The sequence below is a fragment of the Paenibacillus sp. 2TAB19 genome, assembly GCF_052115185.1.
In the GTDB taxonomy this organism is placed as follows: Bacteria; Bacillota; Bacilli; order Paenibacillales; family Paenibacillaceae; genus Pristimantibacillus.
On sequence record NZ_JBFRGE010000010.1, the window covers coordinates 88,718 to 108,144 of the forward strand.

At 51.3% G+C, this 19,427-nt stretch carries 21 protein-coding genes and 1 pseudogene; 2 read left to right on the forward strand and 20 right to left on the reverse strand.

Annotated features, from left to right (window positions below):
- Positions 1-186 precede the first annotated feature (186 nt).
- From AB4Z33_RS06855 to AB4Z33_RS06865, 3 genes are all read right to left on the reverse strand, one after another.
- The gene (locus tag AB4Z33_RS06855; RefSeq protein WP_442049209.1) at positions 187-1,785 is read right to left on the reverse strand and encodes an extracellular solute-binding protein; all 1,599 of its coding nucleotides are present in this window, start codon (positions 1,783-1,785) and stop codon (positions 187-189) included.
- An 85-nt stretch (positions 1,786-1,870) separates the two neighbouring features.
- Positions 1,871-2,755 carry a carbohydrate ABC transporter permease gene (locus AB4Z33_RS06860; protein WP_442049210.1) on the reverse strand — a complete coding sequence of 295 codons (885 nt, stop codon included), beginning with the start codon at positions 2,753-2,755 and terminating at the stop codon, positions 1,871-1,873.
- 32 nt (positions 2,756-2,787) lie between these two features.
- Positions 2,788-3,684, reverse strand: coding sequence for an ABC transporter permease (locus AB4Z33_RS06865; RefSeq protein WP_442049243.1), 897 nt, complete (start codon positions 3,682-3,684; stop codon positions 2,788-2,790).
- 312 nt (positions 3,685-3,996) lie between these two features.
- On the opposite strand from AB4Z33_RS06865, the gene AB4Z33_RS06870 reads away from it, so the two are divergent.
- Entirely contained in the window at positions 3,997-5,994 is a 1,998-nt protein-coding gene (locus AB4Z33_RS06870) for a beta-galactosidase (protein ID WP_442049211.1), read from the forward strand.
- Between the two features lie 15 nt (positions 5,995-6,009).
- Here the strand turns inward: AB4Z33_RS06870 and AB4Z33_RS06875 are convergent, their stop codons facing one another.
- The 7 genes and pseudogenes from AB4Z33_RS06875 to nrdI all read right to left on the reverse strand — a co-directional run bounded on the left by AB4Z33_RS06875 (position 6,010) and on the right by nrdI (position 11,461).
- Entirely contained in the window at positions 6,010-6,267 is a 258-nt protein-coding gene (locus AB4Z33_RS06875) for a DUF2164 domain-containing protein (RefSeq protein ID WP_442049212.1), read from the reverse strand.
- A gap of 4 nt (positions 6,268-6,271) precedes the next feature.
- Entirely contained in the window at positions 6,272-7,087 is an 816-nt protein-coding gene (locus AB4Z33_RS06880; protein ID WP_442049213.1) for a PhzF family phenazine biosynthesis protein, read from the reverse strand.
- A gap of 82 nt (positions 7,088-7,169) precedes the next feature.
- A complete protein-coding gene (locus AB4Z33_RS06885; protein WP_442049214.1) occupies positions 7,170-7,622 on the reverse strand; it encodes a GyrI-like domain-containing protein in 453 nt (150 codons plus the stop codon).
- Between the two features lie 96 nt (positions 7,623-7,718).
- The gene (locus AB4Z33_RS06890) at positions 7,719-7,928 is read right to left on the reverse strand and encodes a DUF6954 family protein (RefSeq protein WP_442049215.1); all 210 of its coding nucleotides are present in this window, start codon (positions 7,926-7,928) and stop codon (positions 7,719-7,721) included.
- A 114-nt stretch (positions 7,929-8,042) separates the two neighbouring features.
- On the reverse strand, positions 8,043-8,999 hold the full coding sequence (gene nrdF / locus AB4Z33_RS06895; protein ID WP_442049216.1) for a class 1b ribonucleoside-diphosphate reductase subunit beta: 957 nt from the start codon (positions 8,997-8,999) through the stop codon (positions 8,043-8,045).
- Between the two features lie 45 nt (positions 9,000-9,044).
- Positions 9,045-11,115, reverse strand: a pseudogene (gene nrdE / locus AB4Z33_RS06900) (class 1b ribonucleoside-diphosphate reductase subunit alpha).
- The gene (gene nrdI, locus AB4Z33_RS06905) at positions 11,102-11,461 is read right to left on the reverse strand and encodes a class Ib ribonucleoside-diphosphate reductase assembly flavoprotein NrdI (RefSeq protein ID WP_442049217.1); all 360 of its coding nucleotides are present in this window, start codon (positions 11,459-11,461) and stop codon (positions 11,102-11,104) included. Before nrdI ends, nrdE begins: the two are co-directional and overlap by 14 nt.
- A gap of 316 nt (positions 11,462-11,777) precedes the next feature.
- On the opposite strand from nrdI, the gene AB4Z33_RS06910 reads away from it, so the two are divergent.
- Positions 11,778-11,960 (forward strand): hypothetical protein, encoded by a 183-nt coding sequence (locus AB4Z33_RS06910; protein ID WP_442049218.1) that lies wholly within the window; start codon positions 11,778-11,780, stop codon positions 11,958-11,960.
- 190 nt (positions 11,961-12,150) lie between these two features.
- Here the strand turns inward: AB4Z33_RS06910 and AB4Z33_RS06915 are convergent, their stop codons facing one another.
- The 10 genes from AB4Z33_RS06915 to AB4Z33_RS06960 form a co-directional block, all read right to left on the reverse strand.
- Entirely contained in the window at positions 12,151-13,170 is a 1,020-nt protein-coding gene (locus tag AB4Z33_RS06915) for an NADH:flavin oxidoreductase/NADH oxidase (RefSeq protein ID WP_442049219.1), read from the reverse strand.
- An 88-nt stretch (positions 13,171-13,258) separates the two neighbouring features.
- On the reverse strand, positions 13,259-13,984 hold the full coding sequence (locus AB4Z33_RS06920) for a class I SAM-dependent DNA methyltransferase (RefSeq protein ID WP_442049244.1): 726 nt from the start codon (positions 13,982-13,984) through the stop codon (positions 13,259-13,261).
- A 44-nt stretch (positions 13,985-14,028) separates the two neighbouring features.
- Complete coding sequence (locus AB4Z33_RS06925; protein ID WP_442049220.1) at positions 14,029-14,955, reverse strand: CvfB family protein; 927 nt, start codon at positions 14,953-14,955, stop codon at positions 14,029-14,031.
- On the reverse strand, positions 14,952-15,299 hold the full coding sequence (rsfS, locus tag AB4Z33_RS06930) for a ribosome silencing factor (RefSeq protein WP_337098481.1): 348 nt from the start codon (positions 15,297-15,299) through the stop codon (positions 14,952-14,954). Before rsfS ends, AB4Z33_RS06925 begins: the two co-directional genes overlap by 4 nt.
- A 13-nt stretch (positions 15,300-15,312) precedes the next feature.
- The gene (gene yqeK, locus AB4Z33_RS06935) at positions 15,313-15,876 is read right to left on the reverse strand and encodes a bis(5'-nucleosyl)-tetraphosphatase (symmetrical) YqeK (protein ID WP_442049221.1); all 564 of its coding nucleotides are present in this window, start codon (positions 15,874-15,876) and stop codon (positions 15,313-15,315) included.
- Entirely contained in the window at positions 15,866-16,456 is a 591-nt protein-coding gene (locus AB4Z33_RS06940) for a nicotinate-nucleotide adenylyltransferase (protein ID WP_442049222.1), read from the reverse strand. Before AB4Z33_RS06940 ends, yqeK begins: the two co-directional genes overlap by 11 nt.
- A gap of 48 nt (positions 16,457-16,504) precedes the next feature.
- A complete protein-coding gene (yhbY, locus tag AB4Z33_RS06945) occupies positions 16,505-16,810 on the reverse strand; it encodes a ribosome assembly RNA-binding protein YhbY (protein WP_442049223.1) in 306 nt (101 codons plus the stop codon).
- Positions 16,811-16,859: 49 nt separating this feature from the next.
- A complete protein-coding gene (locus AB4Z33_RS06950; protein WP_442049224.1) occupies positions 16,860-17,735 on the reverse strand; it encodes a shikimate dehydrogenase in 876 nt (291 codons plus the stop codon).
- A gap of 27 nt (positions 17,736-17,762) precedes the next feature.
- Complete coding sequence (yqeH, locus tag AB4Z33_RS06955; protein ID WP_442049225.1) at positions 17,763-18,890, reverse strand: ribosome biogenesis GTPase YqeH; 1,128 nt, start codon at positions 18,888-18,890, stop codon at positions 17,763-17,765.
- Entirely contained in the window at positions 18,887-19,411 is a 525-nt protein-coding gene (locus tag AB4Z33_RS06960; protein WP_442049226.1) for a YqeG family HAD IIIA-type phosphatase, read from the reverse strand. Before AB4Z33_RS06960 ends, yqeH begins: the two co-directional genes overlap by 4 nt.
- Positions 19,412-19,427 lie beyond the last annotated feature (16 nt).

Below are 19,427 nucleotides of genomic sequence, written 5' to 3' on the forward strand. Positions count from 1 at the left end.
GTGTTACGCGCATCGCATGTTTCCATATGTAAACGCATTCAATTCTATGTTCAAGAATAAACCGCAGTTGCCCTCGAGAACAAGTCCTTATTCTTGAAGACGAAGAAATGATTCCCAAGCACTACGGCAATAGACAGAGCCCCGGATGCTTGCTCGCCGGACTCTGTCTATGAGTCGATTGTTAACCTATGATTTACTTGCCGCGTACAGCTCGTTCATTTCTTTAATCAGGTCATCGCCGCCGCTCTTCTTCCACAGTTCAAGCGCAGCGCGGTAGCCGGCCTCGTCGATCTGTCCTACGATGAACTTGATCCGCGCATCGTTCAAAATATTGTCAAGCTGAGCGCCCTTCTCCGTATACACCTGGGAGATGAACGGTTCGGCCGGATTCGAGACGATGTACTGCTCGTTCTCCTTCTGCAGTTCGGTTTGCTTGATACGCAGAGGCGTCTGCTTCACCTTCTTCGCGCGATCCTCCGGAATGAACGTCAGCATTTGATTAAGGCCTTCTACCTCGGATTCCATCAAAGCCGCATCCTTGCTTACAACAACCGAATCGTCCTCGATCGTATGATGTACGCCTTCCAGGCCGTATCCGAGCATCGTCTGCAATTCCGGCGCATTCAATTGCTCAATGAAAGCCAGGACGCGCTTCAGCTCCTCCTCGGTTTTTACCGCCGATTTCGGAATAGCCAGCATGCCGGCAAAACCGGAGGTCGGCAGCGTATGCAGCTCGCCGGCCGCATCCTTGACGCCGCCGAACACGTCCATGAAGTGTACGTCCGGCTGGTCTTTTCCTTCCGCCGCCAGCGCGGCGTGTATTTTATCGTCGGCGCGGGCCGCGCCGTCAATGACGTCAATGATGACCCCGGCTTGGTTATTAATGATCGGGTCGGTCCATTTTGCGGAATCCATGATGGCAAAATCCTGGTTGATCAATTTCTCGTCGTACAGCTTCTTCATAAACTTCAACGATTCGATATACTCCGGCGTCAGATGTTCGGGCACAAGCTGTCCGTCCTTGTCGCCCCATTTGTTCGGCGCGCCGAACCACAGCTTGATGTTGTCGAAGCCGCTGGCCCAGCCGCCCGTCCACTTGACGAGCACGAGGCCGTACGTATCGTCTTGGCCGTTCTTGTCCGGGTCCTTCTCTTTAAACGCTTTCAGCATATTGTAAAAATCGTCGATCGTTTGCGGGACGGGTAGCCCTACGTTGTCGAGCCAATCTTTCCGGTAATAAACGCCGTTCCGTCCAAGCGCGCGGCCCCTGTATATGCCGTAGTTTTTACCTTCGATGGAGGAATTGTTCAAGATGACCGGATTCGCCTGGCTTAAGTTGTCATAATCCTTCAAATAACCGCCAAGCTCCCAGAACGCGCCGGATTTTGCCGCATTGACGAAGCTTGGCGATTTCACGTCGGGTACATACATGATCGTAGGCAGCTTGCCCGAAGCGAGCGTAATGTTGAACTTATCCACGTAGGAGGCGTTCGGCACCCACTCGAAATGAATGTCCGTATTCGTCCTCTTCTCCAGCTCGGCGGCTACCGGACTATCGTCCTTCGGATAATTGGTTTTGAATATCGGAAGCATGATGTTCAATTTCAGTGGCGTCTCCGGTTTTGGGTCACCTTCCGGCTGAACCGCATCAGGCGATTTGTTGCCCGGCGCTTCGTCCTTGTTTCCTTCACTTTGCTCCGAGCACCCGATTAGCGTACCGGCGGCAAGCGCCGTCACAAGCGCGATCGATGCCCATTTGTTTGCTCTCTTTTGATTTCCTTTCATGCATGTACCTCCCTTAATTAGTTGTATTATATCGTAAAACCGTCTGCCTGCGGTTCAAGCTCGCGGCGGCAGAGGATGTAACGACCTAGCCTTTAATCGATCCGATTAATACTCCCTTGGCAAAATGCTTTTGCAAAAACGGGTATACGAGCAGAATCGGGACGGTTCCGACGACGATGACCGCCATCTTGATCGATTGGTCCGGCGGCTTGACGAAGTTAGGGTCCATCGCGTTGATATCGCCTGCCGCAGCCTGCGACAGCAGCACGATTTGGCGAAGAAGCACCTGCAGCGGCCATTTCATCGGATCGTTAATATAAAGCAATGCCGCGAAAAAATCATTCCAATGCCCTACCGCATAAAACAGCGTAAAGGYCGCGAGCACCGGCTTGGACAGCGGGAGAACGATTCGCCACAAAAGTCCTAGCTCCGTGCAGCCGTCGATCTTGGCCGCTTCCTCAAGCCCCGGCGGCAGCTCTTGAAAAAAGTTTTTGACGATAATCAAGTTAAACGCGCTGATCGCGCCCGGCAGAATTAGCGCCCAATACGAATCGATCAATTGAAGCTCGCGCATGACGAGGTAGGTCGGAATCATGCCTCCCCCGAACAGCATCGAGAATACAACTAGATTCAGCACCGTATTTCGCCCCATCAGGCTGCGCCGCGCTAACGGATAAGCCATCGTAACGGTAAAAAACAGATTAACGACCGTACCGATAACGGTGACGTACATGGAGACGCCGATGCTCTTCATAATCGTGTTGGTCGAGAAAATAAAGTTGTAAGCTGCGACGGAAAACGTTTCCGGTATGAGAAATACGGCTCTCTTCGTCAGCTCCGCATCGGTTGCGAACGAACCCGAAATGACGTAGATGAACGGAAGGATCGCCGCGATGGCAAATACGCCAAGGAAAACATAATTGAACACGTCGAATGCGGTGCCGGCTGCGGATCGGTACGTTTTGGCCACGGTCAAGCTCCTTTCCTGTTGCTCTTTATTTCTTAATAAAGACCCGATTGTCCGAATCTCTTCGCCAAATAGTTGCTGCCAAGCACGAGTATGACGCCGACGATTGCTTTGAACAGTCCTACTGCCGTGCTGTAGCTGAATGCGCCCTGCGTAATGCCCATCGTGTACACGTAGGTATCGAACACCTCGGCCGCCTCCCGATTAAGCGGATTAAGCAGCAAGTATATTTGCTCGAAGCCATTCTCCAGCACGTTGCCCATCCGCAGGATGAGCAGGATCACAATCGTGCTTCTAATCGACGGGAGCGTAATATGCCATATTTGCTTCCAGCGATTGGCGCCGTCCATGATCGCGGCTTCGTATTGCTCCACATCGACCGCCGCCAGCGCCGCCAGGAAAATGATCGTCCCCCAGCCGCATTCCTTCCAAATCGTTTGCAAAATAATAATCGGACGGAACCAGTCCGGACTGGCGAGAAACTCGATTTTTCGTCCCGTATAAGAGAAGAGCAGCTCATTGACCGGCCCCCCCTGCGTCGTCAGGAACACGTAAGTCATGCTAGCCACGATGACCATTGATATAAAATGCGGCACATAGATTAACGTCTGCACCGTCCGTTTGAACAGCGCGATCCGCACCTCGTTCAGCAGAATAGCCAGAATGATCGGCGCCGGAAAGAAAAAGAGAAGGTTGTACAACGATAAAACGAGCGTATTTCGCAATAACATGAAAAACTCGGGATTTGAGAAAAACAGCTCGAAATGCATCGTGCCGACCCATTCGCTTTTCCAGAAGCCGGTATAGGGCTGATAGTTTTTGAAGGCGAGCAGCACGCCCCACATCGGAACGTATTTGAAAATGAGAAAATACAGCAATCCCGGCAGCAGCAGAATATAAAGCCACTTGTCTTTCTTGAATCGGCGCAGCATGCTCGGCCGGTATACGGGAGATGGCCGCTCTGGTACGGGTGCGGCAGCCTGCTTCATATTCGTTCACCTCCAGTTGTCATCCATCGCTTCGTCAGCGGTGTAGCCCCATTATGCAAGCCGGTTTTCATTTCCGGCAATTAGACATTCTTGAAGCTGTCGCTTTCTGCCTCATATTCCGCCTTTACCAAGAAAGTCCAAACGCGGCAAAAGTATCGTAACCGCAGTTCGAAGCAAAACAATAAAGTCCAATTGTAAGCCTTTAGTTGATTCGTTAAAGTTAATCTGACTATTTAAGGAGGGATGGCGTGAATTATGAATCGAAAGCTGTATTACGGGGCTGCTTGGTACCCTGAGCTATGGGAGGAGGAATCGATTGCGCAAGATATCGCTTGGATGAAGGAGTGTGGCATTAACGTCGTACGAATCGGGGAATTTGCATGGAGCAAGATGGAACCCTCGGAAGATGCTATAGACGTAACCTTCTTTGCTCAAATCATCGAGAGGCTGCATAACAACGGGATAGACACCGTTATGTGTACGCCGACGGCAACGCCTCCGATCTGGCTGTCCCACGGTCACCCGGAGCGCTTGCATGTGAATGAGCGCGGCGAAGTGATGGGGCATGGCTCGAGGCAGCATTTTTGCACGAATAACCGCTATTTCCGGACGCGATGCGCCTTGATTACCAAACATATCGCACAATCGTTAAGCCGTTTGCCCGGTTTAATCGGCTGGCAGCTCGACAACGAGTTTAAAGCACATGTAGCGGAATGTTACTGTGATGGCTGCCTATCATTATGGCATCAATGGCTGGAAGAACGGTATGGACATATCGGGCGATTGAATGAATTTTGGGGGACGGAGATTTGGAGCCAGCGCTACGAATCCTTTAACCAAGTACCGCAGCCGGCACTTACACCTTTCCTGCATAACGCATCGCTTAAGACGATGTACCAGCTGTTTTCTATGGAGAAAATCGCGGAATTCGCATCTGAGCAAGCTGTTATTATTAGAAGCTTCTCTACCGCTCCAATAACGCACAATAGCAGCATCGCTTTTCACGTCGACAACGAAAAGCTGTTCAGTGGGCTCGACTTTGCCGCTTACGATACGTATGCTTCCGCCAGCAACTATGCGGCTTACCTAATCAATTGCGACTTGTGGAGAACGGTAAAGCGAGGAACCCCGTTCTGGATTATGGAGACGAGCCCTTCCTATAGCGGCTCGCTGGAGAGCAGCTCCGTTCCGCATCCGGACGGGTATGTCAGAGCGGAGGCCGTTGCTGCTTATGCTTTGGGTGCGGGAGGATTCTGCTATTGGCACTGGCGGCAGCACCGGGCTGGCTGCGAGCAGCCGCATGGCTCCGTATTAAGCGCATGGGGGAAACCGACGATCGGCTTTAAAAACGTGGTGGAGGCTTCGTTAGCCAAAGAGGAGCTTCAGCCGCTGCTGCTCGCAACTGTTCCGATGCAAGCTGAAGCAGCCATTACCTATTCGGACACGGCGAAAGCTTTCATACGTACGGAGCCGATGCGCAAGCTGAATTACAGGGGTTTGGTTACCGATTATTATTCACGCTTGCTTGAGATGGGTGTTCATCGCGATCTTATTATGGAAGGTGCGGAGCTAGACGGTTACAAGCTGTTGCTTACGCCATTCCTGCCATCCCTATCGCCAGTTTTCCTTGAGCGTGCACTTGCGTTCGTTAAGAACGGCGGCATATGGATTGCCGGACCACTTACTGGCGGGCGGTCAGAGGAGCATACGATTCATACGGATGCAGCGCTTGGGCAGTTGGAGAAGCTCGCAGGCGTGGAGACCGTATACACCTTTCCAATGGACGGGACGGGGACGATCGGACAGGCGTTCGGTCTCTCTGCTTCGCTCGGCATGTGGAGCGCTGTCTTCGAACCTCGTGAGCCAAACGCGAAATCGATAGGAAAGATACGGCATGGCGCTGCGACGGGGCTTTCGTTCATTACCGAAAGGGCAATCGGTGAAGGCAAGCTTGTGCTGCTCGGCTCCATGCCTGCGGGAGAAGACGGGGATGACATGCTGAAGAGGCTAATAAACAACTATGCTTGCGAGGCAGGCCTTACGCTCAGGACGGATGTGACGCCCGGCACTGTCGTTGCGCCAAGGCAAGGCAACGGTTATCGCCTGTGGGTTATCGTCAATATGAATGGTGCCGGCGGCTCGGTTACGCTTCCGCAAGGCGGCATCGATGCTTTGACGCAAACGGGTGTAGCTGCCGGCCCTTTAACCGTCGGCAGCTACGAATATCGTATCATACGTTTTCAAGAGCGTTAATGACAATCCCAGCTACTAGCTTCTCTTTGTCATGGTCGGCTTCTCAAGCGCATACAGCTCGTCCTCGAGGGTCTGCATCTTCTCGAGTACGGCCTTGCGAGCGTCGTTAATTGCTCCGTTATAGACGTAAGGAGCCAGCTCCTTCAGCATCATATCCAGCAGCTGTTCGGCGGCGATCGCACCGATCGTCTCCGAACGCTCCAGCTCAAAAAATTGCTGGATGTTGCCGATCATTTGTTCCATGTGCTCTCTTGGCAGCTTTATGATTTGCATGTATTCATCCCTCCAACTGTCCGTTTAATACCGTAACCGCTTGACCCAACAAATAAACACGGTCGCCGCTCGGCTTCACTCGCACGATACCGCCTCGTTCCGACGCCTGATAGCCCGCCAGCTCGTCTTTCTTAAGACGCTTCGCCCAGTAAGGAGCCAGCGCGCAATGCGCCGATCCGGTTACCGGATCTTCGTTAACCCCGATCGCCGGATAGAAGGCTCGCGACACGAAGTCATAATCCTTGCCGGTATCCGCATCAGACCGGCTTGTCACAATGACGCCTCGTGCTTGCAATCTCGCTATCATCGCAAAATCCGGCTTCAATGTCCGCACGGTTTCCTCGGAATCCACCTCTATGAAATAATCCATGCGGTTTCGTCCAGCGAACCTCGGGATAAGACCAAGCGCCTGAATCAGCTCCTCCGGCACTTCCTCCGCCGCCGGAGGCTCTGACGGAAAGTCCATCGCGATCCATTCTCCTTCGCGTCTGGCTGTCAATAAACCGCTTTTCGTCTGAAAGCGCGCCTCTGCATCTCCAGCGAGCCGTCCCGTCTGCCAAAGCTGATGCGCTGCGGCAAGCGTAGCGTGACCGCATAGGTCAACTTCCGCTTTCGGCGTGAACCAGCGCAGCCCATAATCGCTTTGCCCAGCAGTCGGAGCGACTGCAAACGCTGTCTCCGATAAGTTCATCTCGGCTGCCACGAGCTGCATCCAGCTCTCATCTCTTTCTTGATCCAGCAAGCACACCGCTGCCGGATTTCCTCTGAACGGTTCATTCGTAAATGCGTCAACAATATACAGCTCTATTCCTTCACTCATTTATGCTCTCCTTCCTTGCCGCCATCAGGCAACAAAAAAAGCTTGCCACTTTGCGCCGCAAGCCCCATTTATTATAGTTATGTTAGCCTTTAAGCGGGATAAGCAGCTCAACAGGCTCTTCCTCTACATGATGTTCATCGATATAGAACAGCTCAAGCGCCACTGCATGGTTATGTTTCTCTAAGCGCATCTCGTTCATCCACGTATTAAGCTGCTCATACCCTTCCCCGATTCGTTTGTTGGAGCAGCCTGCCATTGCATATCGCATAGCCGGAATCGTGATCTGGACCATACCAGGCGGGAGCTCTTCCATATGCGAAACCTCGTAGCATGCCCAATACGTTACGAATACTTCGTTACCGTAATACGGGCTGTAGAGCACCGGCGACTTGGACGCGCCGTACAATTCATGTTTCCTTGCTAGAAATTCCGTCTGCAAGCGAATCGCTTCGTCGGGAAATTGCGAGTAAGGACCGCTATAGCTGATTCCAACCAAATTGAGTGCAGGCTTCGAGATGATTGAGCAGTTTTCCACGCGATTTCCTCCTTAGATTCCATCAGGACTTGTACGCAAGGATGAGCTTTCTCTGCCCATAGTGTAACACGTATTCCCTTTATAAGGGTAGTCATTTTAACTTTTCGCACCACGCGATCTCAGCCTGCGAAGTATCATTGCAAAAACGGCCGTTATTGCTATATACACGGCAACCACGATTAAGAACGTCGTTCGCCTCTCCTCGGGCGTACCGTCGGCCAGCAATACCGGACCTAACCCAAAAAAAGTAACTAGCCCGTATAGCACGACAAACAACGCAATAATTATCGCTTTTAGCATCATCATCCCGCCTTCCTCTACTAGAGATTATCCCTGCGCCTCACAATCTATGCGGACAAGTCCAAAAACAAAGAGAGCACCCGCCMGCAATGGCCTGATGCTCTCTTATCTTGCATGTATTTAGAAGTTGAACACGAAGTCGTCGTCGTTAAGCGGCTCGACATGGATCGTACGAACATAGCCGTTGCCTTTTTTGGAGAAAAAGTCATGCTGCTTCGTATGCGTGCTAATTCCGTTGAACACGATCGGGTTGACCGGCTCTTCAGGGAAATATGGCTCAAATCCTAGGTTCATAAGCGCTTTGTTGGCATTGTAGCGAACGTACGTATTCACTTCATCCTGCAGCCCAAGCGGACTGTACAGATGGTTTGTGTATTCAACTTCGTTCTCGTACAGCTCAACTAGAAGCGCAATTAGTTCAGTGTGCAGTTGCTTCTGCTCTTCTACGCTGAACGTTTGGTACAGCTCTTGTGCAAGTACGCCTACGTACAAGCCGTGGATACTCTCGTCGCGGAGGATCAAGTCGATGATCTCGCCGCTGCTCGTCATTTTGCCTTGACCAGCGAGGTACAACGGATAGAAGAAGCCGCTATAGAACAAGTAGCTTTCCAAAAATACAGATGCGGCCATTGCTTTGTACAGCTCTTTCGGGCCTGTAATGTTGGAGTACCACGAAGCGATCAGATTCGCTTTTTTCTGAAGCTGTTCATTCGATTCCACCCACTTGAAGATCCCGTCGATCTCCTCGTTGGATGCCAGCGTTGTGAAGATGCTGCTGTATGACTTTGCATGGATTTGCTCCATCATCGACATGAACGACAGCACCGCTTTGCGCTGCAAGCCTTCCACATGCTCAAGAATCTTCGGCATGCCTACGCCGCCTTGAATCGTATCGAGCAACGTCAGACCGCCGAGCACGTTTTTATACAGCATGCGCTCGTCGTCCGTCATGTCCATCCAGTCCATTTTATCATCCGATAACGGAATTTCTTCGTCCGTCCAAAATTGCATTACATTTTGCTGCCAGAACGTCAGCGTAAAATCGTCGTCCGGGCGGTTCCAGTTTACTGCTTTCATTAGGTGAGCTCCTTCTTTGCTACGTAAGCAACGATATAATGGGTCTTATACGGCGCAGCTTGTGCATTCCTCAACGGAAAGACGCTTCGTTCTCGTATAGTAGAGCGATTTGAGCCCCTTCTGCGCAGCATATACATAGAAGCGCGCCAGCTCACGAGTAGTTACGTTGCTGTTAACATGCAGGACAGTCGAAATACCTTGGTCGACGTGTTGTCCGATTTCGGCAATCAGGTCAATCAGCTTGAACTGATCGATATTGTAAGCCGATTTGTAGTAGAAGTAGTTCTCCTGCGCCAAATAAGGCATTGGATAATACGTAGTCGAGTTCGCATACGTACGCGTCTCGATATGCTCAACGATCGGCATAACGCTCGAAGTCGCGTTTTGAATATACGAGATACTTTGTGTAGGAGCAATTGCAAGGCGGTAAGCATGGAACAAACCAAACTTCTGTACTTGCTCCTTAAGCGCTGCCCAGTCTTGCGGCGACGGGATTTCCATACCATCGAACAGTTCCGCTACACGCGCTGTCTTCGGACGGAAGTCGTTCTCGATATAACGCGTGAAGTAAGTGCCCTTCGCATATTCCGAACGTTCGAAGTCTTTGAAAGTCGTGCAGCGTTCCTTCGCGATCAGCATGCTTTGCTCGATCGAGTAGTAGTTCATCATCATGAAGAACACGCCGGCGAAGTCTTTCGCTTCTTCGCTCTCGTAAGCAATTTTGTTTTTCGCCAAGTAGCCGTTCAGGTTCATCGCTCCGAGACCGACGGAGTGCAGCTCTTCGTTCGCTTTGCGTACGCCTGGCGCATTGTCGATTTTGGACAAGTCGCTAACCGTCGTCAACGCTTCGATGCCCACATGAACCGATTCCTTCAGCTTCTTGCGTTCCATTACGTTCACAATATTGAGAGATGCCAGATTGCAGCTAATGTCGCGCTGAATGACATCGTCATAGCCGTAGTCGTTGATTTCCGAAGTCTCCTGCAGCTGGAAAATTTCCGTGCAAAGATTGGACATTTTGATCGAACCGATATCCTTCAAAGCGTGGATTTTGTTCGCGTTCGACTTGTTCATGATGTATGGGTAACCCGATTCAAGCTGAATCGAAGCAATTTTCGTCAACATGTCGCGTGCGTTCATTACGGTTTTTTTCGTTACTTTGTCATTCGCAAGAAGCTCTTCATACATCTCGTCCATATCGAGATCGTCCAAGTGCTTGCCGTACGCTTTCTGTACGGAATGCGGTCCGAATACGACTAGCGGTCTGTTGGTAGCTGCAAGCTCGTAGAACTTGTTCGGTATAATAAGGCCGATCGACAACGTTTTGATCCTTGTTTTCTCGTCGGCGTTAATTTTTTTGCAATCGAGGAATTCGATAACGTCCCAGCCGAAAATATTATAGTAACCGGCGCCGGAGCCTTTGCGTTGGCCCATTTGGTCCGCGTAAGAGAAAGCATCCTCCATCAGCTTAAGCACAGGCATAATGCCTTTCGCTGCGCCCTCTACGCCTTTGATCGGTTCGCCGCGTCCGCGCAGCTTCGATAGGTTGACGGCAACGCCGCCGCCGATTTTGGAGAGCTGCATACAAGTGCCAAGCACGTAGTTGATTGAGTTAAGCGAGTCGTCCATTTCCAGCAGGAAGCAGGAAACCATTTCGCCGCGGCGGCTCTTGCCCGCGTTCAGGAACGTCGGCGTTGCCGGCTGCAAGCGCTGCTCGATCATCGCTTCAGCGATGCGAAGCGCTCGGGCTGCGTCGCCTTCTCCAAGGTGCAGAGCTACGATCGCTACACGATCGGAGTATTGCTCCAAATATTGCGCTTTGTTGTTCGTCTTCATCGCGTAGTCCTGCTGCCATGTACGATTGGAATTCGAAGCCGCTGCTTGCTGTCAGCGTAAATACGGCCTCCACCTGATCGTATGTATATTTGTCGAACACATTGTCGTAATAGTCGTTCTCGATTAAATAGTCCAGCTTATGACGAAGCGAATCAAACTTCACGCTCTTCTCTTCTACCTCCGCCATAAAAGCGGCTACTGCCTCTTTATCCTTCTCGAGCTGATAGAAACCGTCTGCGCCGCGTTGCATCAATTCGTTGTTCAATTCAATATGCTTCAATAGTTCGCACCCTTTCGACAAAATGCTCAGTATCTTGACTCGTACCGGATAATTCAAATTTCAATATAACGGGTACATCGTACATCTGTGAAATCGTGTCCGCGCTCTTAGCGAAGCCCGCACCCCAATTTCGATTGCCGCTCGCCGAGACACCGCGAAGGTGCTCGAAGTTGCGTTTTAAGAAAGAAGATACCTTCTCGGGCACTTGTCCAAATCCTGTCGTATACGTGACGAGAACAAAGGGCTCTTCTACCGGTTTTTCCTCATCAATTGGCATTGCCCGCATATTCAATTTGTTAATAAATCGCTTGACATTGCCTGTTTTTGAATCATATACGACTAGCATTGCGACTCGCTCCCTACTAGAATTTTAGCAATCAAAAAGCGCTCTCTGACTGCGGTTTCGTCAGATGCGCTTAATCAAGATTTGCTAATGCTCGTCCTTTGAAGGCACCTATATACATCAATATGTAGTTGATGTTCTTGATTTTACATCAAGATATAGGTTGAGTCAATGCAAAATATGGAGAAACTATTAATCTCTATTTTTAAGGCACTCGACTATTTTAACAGATGCGGATATGATGGGATAGTGACATTTTATAGTTATTTTGGAGGTCAATATGGACGAATCAAGAGAACCCGCGCCACTACGCGATTGTGTGTCTGCATTATTCCGGGATGCCGGTTACGAGGTGCCTGAATTGCTCGCTTATATAGACAATTTGGAACGCGAAAATGAAAAATTAAAGCTCGAAAATCGCAAATTGAAAGCTGACGCCGTCCGCCGCTCGCCATCGGCGCAAGGAATGAACAGCCGGCTAAAGGATGCTCTTCGGGAGTAAATAACGTCGTCCAAGAGGTATGAATCGTTCAATATGTAGTGCTCCTATATCCTTCTCGTTCCACGGACAGCATTCGACAAGAAACTACGACCCTCACCCTAGATGTTGTGTTGCCCCTATGAGAATCATCGCAAACTAAAATCCCGGCCGCATGACCGGGATTCCCATTATAATCTTTCCAACTTGTGTTTCAGTAAGCTCTCTTGTACTGTTCGGGCAATTCCGGTTTATGGCCGACAGCCTGAATCGCATGAGTCGCCCAATACGGGTCCCTTAGCATGCCCCTTGCTACCGCGATCAGATCGGCGTCTCCGCTTTCGATCGCGGCATCCGCAACAATCGGGTCTTCGAGTTGGCCGACAGCAATGACGGGCACGGAGAGCGCCTCTCTGTACGCTTTGGCGAGAGGCAGTTGATAACCTGGGAAGTTACCAGGCTTCCTCTCGCCGATCGGCCCGTCGCCTCCCGATGAGACATGAAATACATCTACGCCGGCGGACATATAATCTTTGGCAATCGCAATGCTGTGATCCAGTTCGTATCCCCCATCCATGTACTCGACAGCGGAGATCCGCATGATGAGCGGCATATCGGAAGGCATTACGCTCTTGACCGCGCGAATGACCTCGACGCCGAATAGGGACAACTGCTTGCCATATTCATCGGTGCGATTGTTGATGCCCGGCGAATGAAATTGATGGATCAGGTAACCGTGCGCCCCGTGCAGCTCGATCGTATCGACACCCGCAGCTATCGCCCGGCGAACCGCCTCGCGGAACTTCACGACCATTTCCTTCACTTCGCCTGTGGTCAATGCACGCGGCTTCTTCGATTTCGAATCGTACGGCAGTTCGGATGGACCGACTGGCACTTCTGCATCAAGCGCCTTGCGCCCTGCATGAGCAATTTGGATGCCGATCTTGCTGCCATGGCTATGAACGCCATCGATGATTCGTTTGAATGCCGGTATTTGCTCATCCGACCATAAGCCAAGATCTTGATCCGTAATCCGGCCATCCGGCTCGACATCGGTCATCTCCATAAGGATCAAGCCCGTACCGCCGACTGCCCGCGATAAGTAATGAACATAATGCCAGTCATTCGGCTTGCCATCCTTCTCCGTAACGGAATATTGGCACATCGGCGCCATAACGATCGAATTGTTAAGCTGCAAGCCTTTGATCGAGAAAGGAACATTTAAGTAAGACATGAGTTACATCTCCTTTTTCAAAAAAGGGATCGCCCCATGATGTCGCCGTGACGACACATCGTTGCAATCCCTCTGTACTATTCAAGTTTTATGATTTCACTGCCGCGAAGAAGAGCCGTTCAGACTCGCTGCTCGCAGGCTGAAGCTGGAAGTCGGCGTAACGATCCACGGTCTTAAAGCCCGCTCGGCGAAGAGCTGCCTCGATCCAGTCCGGCTCGTACGCGCGCTGCACATGCGTTTCCTCGAACCGATTGAACCGCGAATCCGAATCGCGCGCGAAGATCGTCAAGTTATGCTCGATCTCGCATCGCTTCTCCTCGAAGTCGCATGTCCATATGTAAGCCACGTCCCGCTCGTCCAACACGAACGGCTGCTCCTCCGCATAACGAATGAATTGCTTCGGCGGATGAACATCGAACAAGAAGACGCCTCCTGGACGCAGCCCGGCGTAAGTGGCACGGAACGCTTTCTCAACGTCGCTCTCTTCCGTCAAGTAGTTCAAGCAATCGCAGAACGATATGACCGCGTCCACGGGCTCCGGAAGCTCCCAGCCGCGCATATCCTGTTGAAGCCACCGAATCGTTCCCGCACGCGGCCTAACGGCCTGCTGGGGAGTCTCATCCCACTTGTTGCGCGCAACGGAGAGCATATCTGCGGATAAGTCTATGCCGTAGACGTGGAACCCCGATCTAGCCAGCGGAATCGATAAGCTGCCAGTACCGCAGCCAAGATCGACAACCGTCGACGGCATTCCGTAGCGTACCCAGCTCGCTCTAGCGAATCCGAGCCATTCCGCATACGGCATGTCCTCCATCAATTGATCGTATACGGTAGCGAACTGCCCGTACGAACGCGCCACTAGCCTTCATCTCCTTCTGCTTCATCGGAAGCAGGTGCAGCTTCAGCTGTTGGCACGAGATAGGTCCAGCTTCCCTTCTGCGTTACTAAGCCTTCACGCATTAGCTTGCCGATCGCGCGCTTGAACGCCCCTTTGCTGATGCCGAACTTCAGCTTAATAATATCGGCTTCCGTCTCATCCGAGTACGGCATGCCGCCGTTCGGACGTTCCTTCATGAACGCAAGTATGCGGTCCGCATCCTCCAGACGCCCAATCTCCTTGCGCTGAGCCATTGACAGATTAACCCGTCCATCCTCGCGGATGAAAGTCACGCGCGCTCTCACGCGCTCGCCAAGGCGGAGCGGCTTCGTCCGTTCCGAACTAGGTATAAGCCCATAGGCGCCGAAACCAATGACGCCGCCGTCCACGATGACGAAGGAGCCAAGCTGCAGCGTCTTGGACACCCAGCCCTMTACCCATTGATTATTCCATGTCGTCGGAGCCGGAAAGACAAGCTTGGACAATTCTTCCTCGTATGCGATCTTCGCCACGAGCCTGCCAATCTTGTCGTGCTTCATAACGACAAATACTTCGTCGCCCGGCAGCGGCCGGTAGTCAACACTCTCCGGCAACTCAGACAAAGGCAACAGCAATTGTCTGCCGAGGCCCATCTCCAGGAAACAGCCAAGCTTCGGATGAACGTCAGCAACCTTAAGACGAGCAAGCTCGCCTAACAGCATATAAGGACGCTTCATCGTTGCGGCTAGCCGATCCTCGGAATCGTAATAAATGAAAGCATCAATCTCATCATCAAGCTTCGGCTTCTTGCCTACGAGCTCAGTGTAATGGAGCAGCACATCGTCTTCTCCGTTAGTTAGAAAATAACCGTAGGGCGACACTTCGCGTGCCACCCTTAATTTTTCAATCGTCCCGGCTTTTAGGGTCATGCAAATTCCACAACCTTCGCATCGGACCATAACCGCTCGATATTATAGTAATCGCGCTCATCGCGATGGAAGACGTGTACGACAACGTCGCCAAGGTCAATCAAAACCCATCTCGCCGAATCTGCACCTTCAATACCTCGCACACGCACGCCGTTTTTCTCCGCTTGTTTGCGAATTTCCGTTGTGATCGCTTGCACCTGCGTATCGGAATTGCCGCTGCAGATTACAAAATAATCGGCAACTAACGAAATTTCCTTCAAGTTCAAAGCAACGATTCTAACCGCCTTTTTGTCTTCTGCAGCCGCAACCGTAATTTGAAGCAACTCATCTGAATGTACCGCCATTGCTCAGCCTCCTTTAAATATATGATTCCAATAATGCGTTTCTCGCTTCAATCGTTAGCGGAAAGATGCGCCTGTTCTTCTGAAGCAGGAAGGAGATCGTAGAGTCGAAGCCTGCAACTAACGCTTTGTCGAGGTCCTGCTCACTTAGCTCGCGTATTTTATCTACACCAGGGAAGTCCCTTCCCGGTTCCATATAATCAGCAAGACATACGACCTTATCCATCTTCGTCATGCCTCTGCGTCCCGATGTATGATAGCGAATAGCGTCCAACACTTCCACATCGTCGATGCCATATTCATGCTCTGCAACCCATGCGCCCACCGGGGCATGCCACAGCTCTTTGTCATAGGCCAATAAGATAGAAGGCAGCCCCCGCTCACGGATGACCGTCTCCATCCGATCCGTCGCCCAATATTTGGCGACATCATGCAAAATAGCGGCAAGCTCGGCCCGTACCGGATCTTCGCCGAAGCGGTTCGCTAATATAATCGATGTCTCCATGACGCCAACCGTATGCAGCCAWCTGCGTTCAGGCATTTGAGCGCGGACCGACTCAATCATTTGCTCACGATTCATATAAGCCGTGCCTCCTTATATAGTCGTACACCGTATCCGGCACCATATATTGGATCGATTGTCCAGCGCTTAGCCGATTGCGGATATCTGTAGAAGATATGCCGATCGGCGGCATTTCGACGATCGTCAGCCTTTGCTTCAAGAAGGACGGCAGCTGATCGAACTGAACCTCTTCGCTCGGCCGCTCCAGCCCAATGAACGTCACGAGTTCTGCCAACTCCTCGATCCGATACCATTTGCACAAATCATTAATTCGATCTGAGCCGATAATATAAGAGAAGGAATGACCAGGATATCGATTCATTAGATCGCTGACCGTATCAAAGGAGTAGCTTACTCCTCCGCGCATAAGCTCAATATCAAGCACGCGGAATGAATCATTCGTCGCAACTGCGGCTTCGACCATCCCGTAGCGATGCTCGCTGCTCACACCGGGCTCATTGGCCTTGAGCGGAGGCATATAGGAAGGAATGAACCACACTTCCTGAAGACCGCATTGCTCGCGAGCCTTCTCCGCTGCAAGCAAGTGGCCGGTATGAATCGGATCGAACGTGCCGCCCATTATTCCGATCTTGCTCACGAGAGCGACCTCCTTGCATAGGTTTACTTTGTATCGCGGTTATGCGATTTATTTCGATGTCGCTCTAGGAAGCTCGATTTGTTTGTTGTCTTTCGACTCTTTGTATAGCACGATCGTTTTGCCGATCACTTGCACAAGCTCTGCCCCTGACGCTTGCGCGATCTCGGCGCCGATTTCCTTCGGATCGTCCAGACAGTTGTTCAACACAGATACTTTAATTAGCTCGCGAAACTCAATCGCTTCTACAATATGGCGAACGAGATGATCGTTTGTACCGCCCTTCCCCACTTGGAAGATTGGCGTCAAGTGATGAGCCAATGATCTTAAATACCTTTTTTGTTTACCTGTAAGCATCTATTATTTCCTTCTTTCATTCATCTATATCGTATTGGATAAAACTAACTTAGGCTTGACCGAGCAGCGCATCCATAACAACTTCGCGCATTGCAGCGGTCGGTGCAGGCTTTCCTGTCCAATATTCAAAAGCGTACGCTCCTTGATATATGAACATGCCCAGCCCGCCGTGTATGATACAGCCCCGCTCCTCTGCTTCTTGCAACAGCTTTGTCTTCAGCGGATTGTATACAATATCGCTTACAACCGTACCTTCATTAAGCCATGAAGCATCAAGAGGGCTTGCGTCCGTGTTCGGATACATACCGATCATCGTCGTATTAATGACAATGTCCGCATCCTGGCACGCATCCTTCAAGCTTTCCAGCGGCATGGCTGCAATATCGGCGCGGCTGCTGAACGTTTCGGCGAGTTCGGCTGCCTTAGAGACCGATCGATTGACAATCGTCATTCGTCCTGGCTTCTCGCCGGACAACGCATAGACGAGACCGCGCGCGGCTCCGCCTGCGCCAATCACGACGATTCGTTTGCCTTCAAGCGTGCTGACCGCTTCTTCCTTCAATGAACGTACATAACCAATCCCGTCCGTATTATAACCAATCAATCGGCCGTTATTATTAACGATCGTATTAACGGCGCCAAGCGTTCTTGCGCCGTCGTCAATCTCGTCCAATAACTCCATTACGTCAAGCTTATGCGGGATCGTCACATTCACCCCGCGAATGCCCATCGCTCTTACGCCGGCGATAAAACCGCTCAACTGATCATTCGTTACATGAAAAGCCATATAAGCGCCGTTGATCCCCGTCTCGCGAAAAGCCCGATTCATCATAATCGGCGATTTCGAGTGATGAATCGGATCACCAATTACGCCGTATAGCGTCGTATGGCTGTTTATCCGGTTGCCCTCTCCTGCAATCGTCAACGCCGTTCCCTCCTCCGTCGCTTTTCCCTAAATCATCGAATCGCGCAGCATGACTTTAACGCCCTTCGGCGCATAGAGATCAAGCAGCGCTCCATTAGTCCCATTCACTTGAATCCAGCCTAGACCGGAAATGAATAGGTCTTTATTCGAACCCCGAGGCACACGAAGCGAATGTCTTGTCCACGCTGGAATCTCCTCCAGCTCATCACGCGTAGGACCGCCAAGCAGCTCGCCGCGATGATCCTCATAGAGCGCGTCAGCCCTCTCCAGCTTCGTACGATGCACATTCAAAGCGTTCGATATATACAGCGTAAACGACTGGCGTTCACCTTCGACAAAATCGAACCGCACAAGGCTGCCGATAAACAGCGATTGCCCGGAATTCAATTGGTACACGAGCGGTTTGATTGGCTTGTCCGGCAGCAGGGATCCTAGGAAGCTGCGCGGCACTACCTCGGTCATCCGAGTCGAGTATACAATTCCTGGCGTATCAATAATCGATTTGCCGTCATCAAGCGGAATATGCACAGCATCGAGCGTAGTCCCCGGATAACGGGAAGTTGTAAGCTCTCTCTCCATATCGCTATAATCGCGAATAAGCCTATTGATCAAGGTCGACTTGCCTACATTCGTCGCTCCGACAACGTAGACATCACGATCCCCGCGATAGCGGTCAAGCGCATCGATGACATGCTCGAAGCCCATGTTGCGCTTCGCGCTGCATAACACTACATCGACCGTACGCAGACCTTCAGCCTTTGCTTGCTTCTGCACCCAATTGCGTAGGCGGTTCACGTTCATTGCTTTCGGCAGCAGGTCGATCTTGTTGACGACGAGCAATACCGGATTGTTGCCTACAAACCGCTGCAAGCCAGAAATCAGACTGCCCTCGAAGTCATACAGATCGACGATATGCACGACAAGACTATCCGTCGAACCGATGCTGCTGAGCAATCGAAGGAAGTCGTCTTGATCAACGGCCACAGACGATGCTTCATTATAATTGCGGATGCGGAAGCATCGCTGGCATATTACTGGATCTCTAAGCAAGGCTGATTCCGGCAAAAATCCAGGCAAGTCCGAGCGCTCCGATTGCAGTTGGACGCCGCAGCCTGCACAAGACCTTGCAGTCTCGCTATGTTGTTGTTCGTTCACTTTGTATCCCCCTCGTACCATAACCCTTTTTTGCGCAGTTGTCTGAGCGCAATCCGTTCCATTAATCGGTTGACTCGCGTCATAATCCCTTCGTCGGAAGGCGATATAGCCGCGACCAATATTGTGAATAGCCCCATGCGGTTGCCGCCAAGCACATCCGTCATCATCTGGTCGCCGATTACGACCGTCTCATCCGCGGGCAGCTCCAGAACGCCGAGCGCTCTGCGAAACGCTTTCGCAGCGGGCTTACGCGCCGCATGGATGAACTTAATTTGCAACGGCGTTGCAAACTTTCCAACCCGCGATTCATTATTATTAGAAACAATAACTACTTTAAAGCCGCGTGAGCGCACATAGTCCAGCCATGTGACAAGCTCTGGCGTCGCCAAAGCTTCCTTCGCGCCGACGAGCGTATTATCCAAATCCGTAATGATGCCGCGTATACCCTGCGCGTGCAGCACATCTAAGTCAATATCATAGACCGTATTGACGCGCATGTTCGGCAACAGCCGTTCAAACATATATTCAATCCCTCTG

What these genes read in the sequence shown, in the direction of transcription:
- AB4Z33_RS06880 (WP_442049213.1), bottom strand. Translation starts at nt 7,087, where the DNA reads ATGAGTGAAGGAATAGAGCTGTATATTGTTGACGCATTTACGAATGAA.
- nrdF (WP_442049216.1), bottom strand. Translation starts at nt 8,999, where the DNA reads ATGAAAGCAGTAAACTGGAACCGCCCGGACGACGATTTTACGCTGACG.
- yhbY (WP_442049223.1), bottom strand. Translation starts at nt 16,810, where the DNA reads ATGCTTACAGGTAAACAAAAAAGGTATTTAAGATCATTGGCTCATCAC.
- AB4Z33_RS06960 (WP_442049226.1), bottom strand. Translation starts at nt 19,411, where the DNA reads ATGTTTGAACGGCTGTTGCCGAACATGCGCGTCAATACGGTCTATGAT.
- AB4Z33_RS06915 (WP_442049219.1), bottom strand. Translation starts at nt 13,170, where the DNA reads ATGTCTTACTTAAATGTTCCTTTCTCGATCAAAGGCTTGCAGCTTAAC.
- rsfS (WP_337098481.1), bottom strand. Translation starts at nt 15,299, where the DNA reads ATGGCGGTACATTCAGATGAGTTGCTTCAAATTACGGTTGCGGCTGCA.
- AB4Z33_RS06920 (WP_442049244.1), bottom strand. Translation starts at nt 13,984, where the DNA reads ATGGAGGACATGCCGTATGCGGAATGGCTCGGATTCGCTAGAGCGAGC.
- AB4Z33_RS06890 (WP_442049215.1), bottom strand. Translation starts at nt 7,928, where the DNA reads ATGATGATGCTAAAAGCGATAATTATTGCGTTGTTTGTCGTGCTATAC.
- AB4Z33_RS06865 (WP_442049243.1), bottom strand. Translation starts at nt 3,684, where the DNA reads ATGCTGCGCCGATTCAAGAAAGACAAGTGGCTTTATATTCTGCTGCTG.
- AB4Z33_RS06855 (WP_442049209.1), bottom strand. Translation starts at nt 1,785, where the DNA reads ATGAAAGGAAATCAAAAGAGAGCAAACAAATGGGCATCGATCGCGCTT.
- AB4Z33_RS06870 (WP_442049211.1), top strand. Translation starts at nt 3,997, where the DNA reads ATGAATCGAAAGCTGTATTACGGGGCTGCTTGGTACCCTGAGCTATGG.
- AB4Z33_RS06875 (WP_442049212.1), bottom strand. Translation starts at nt 6,267, where the DNA reads ATGCAAATCATAAAGCTGCCAAGAGAGCACATGGAACAAATGATCGGC.
- nrdI (WP_442049217.1), bottom strand. Translation starts at nt 11,461, where the DNA reads ATGCTAGTCGTATATGATTCAAAAACAGGCAATGTCAAGCGATTTATT.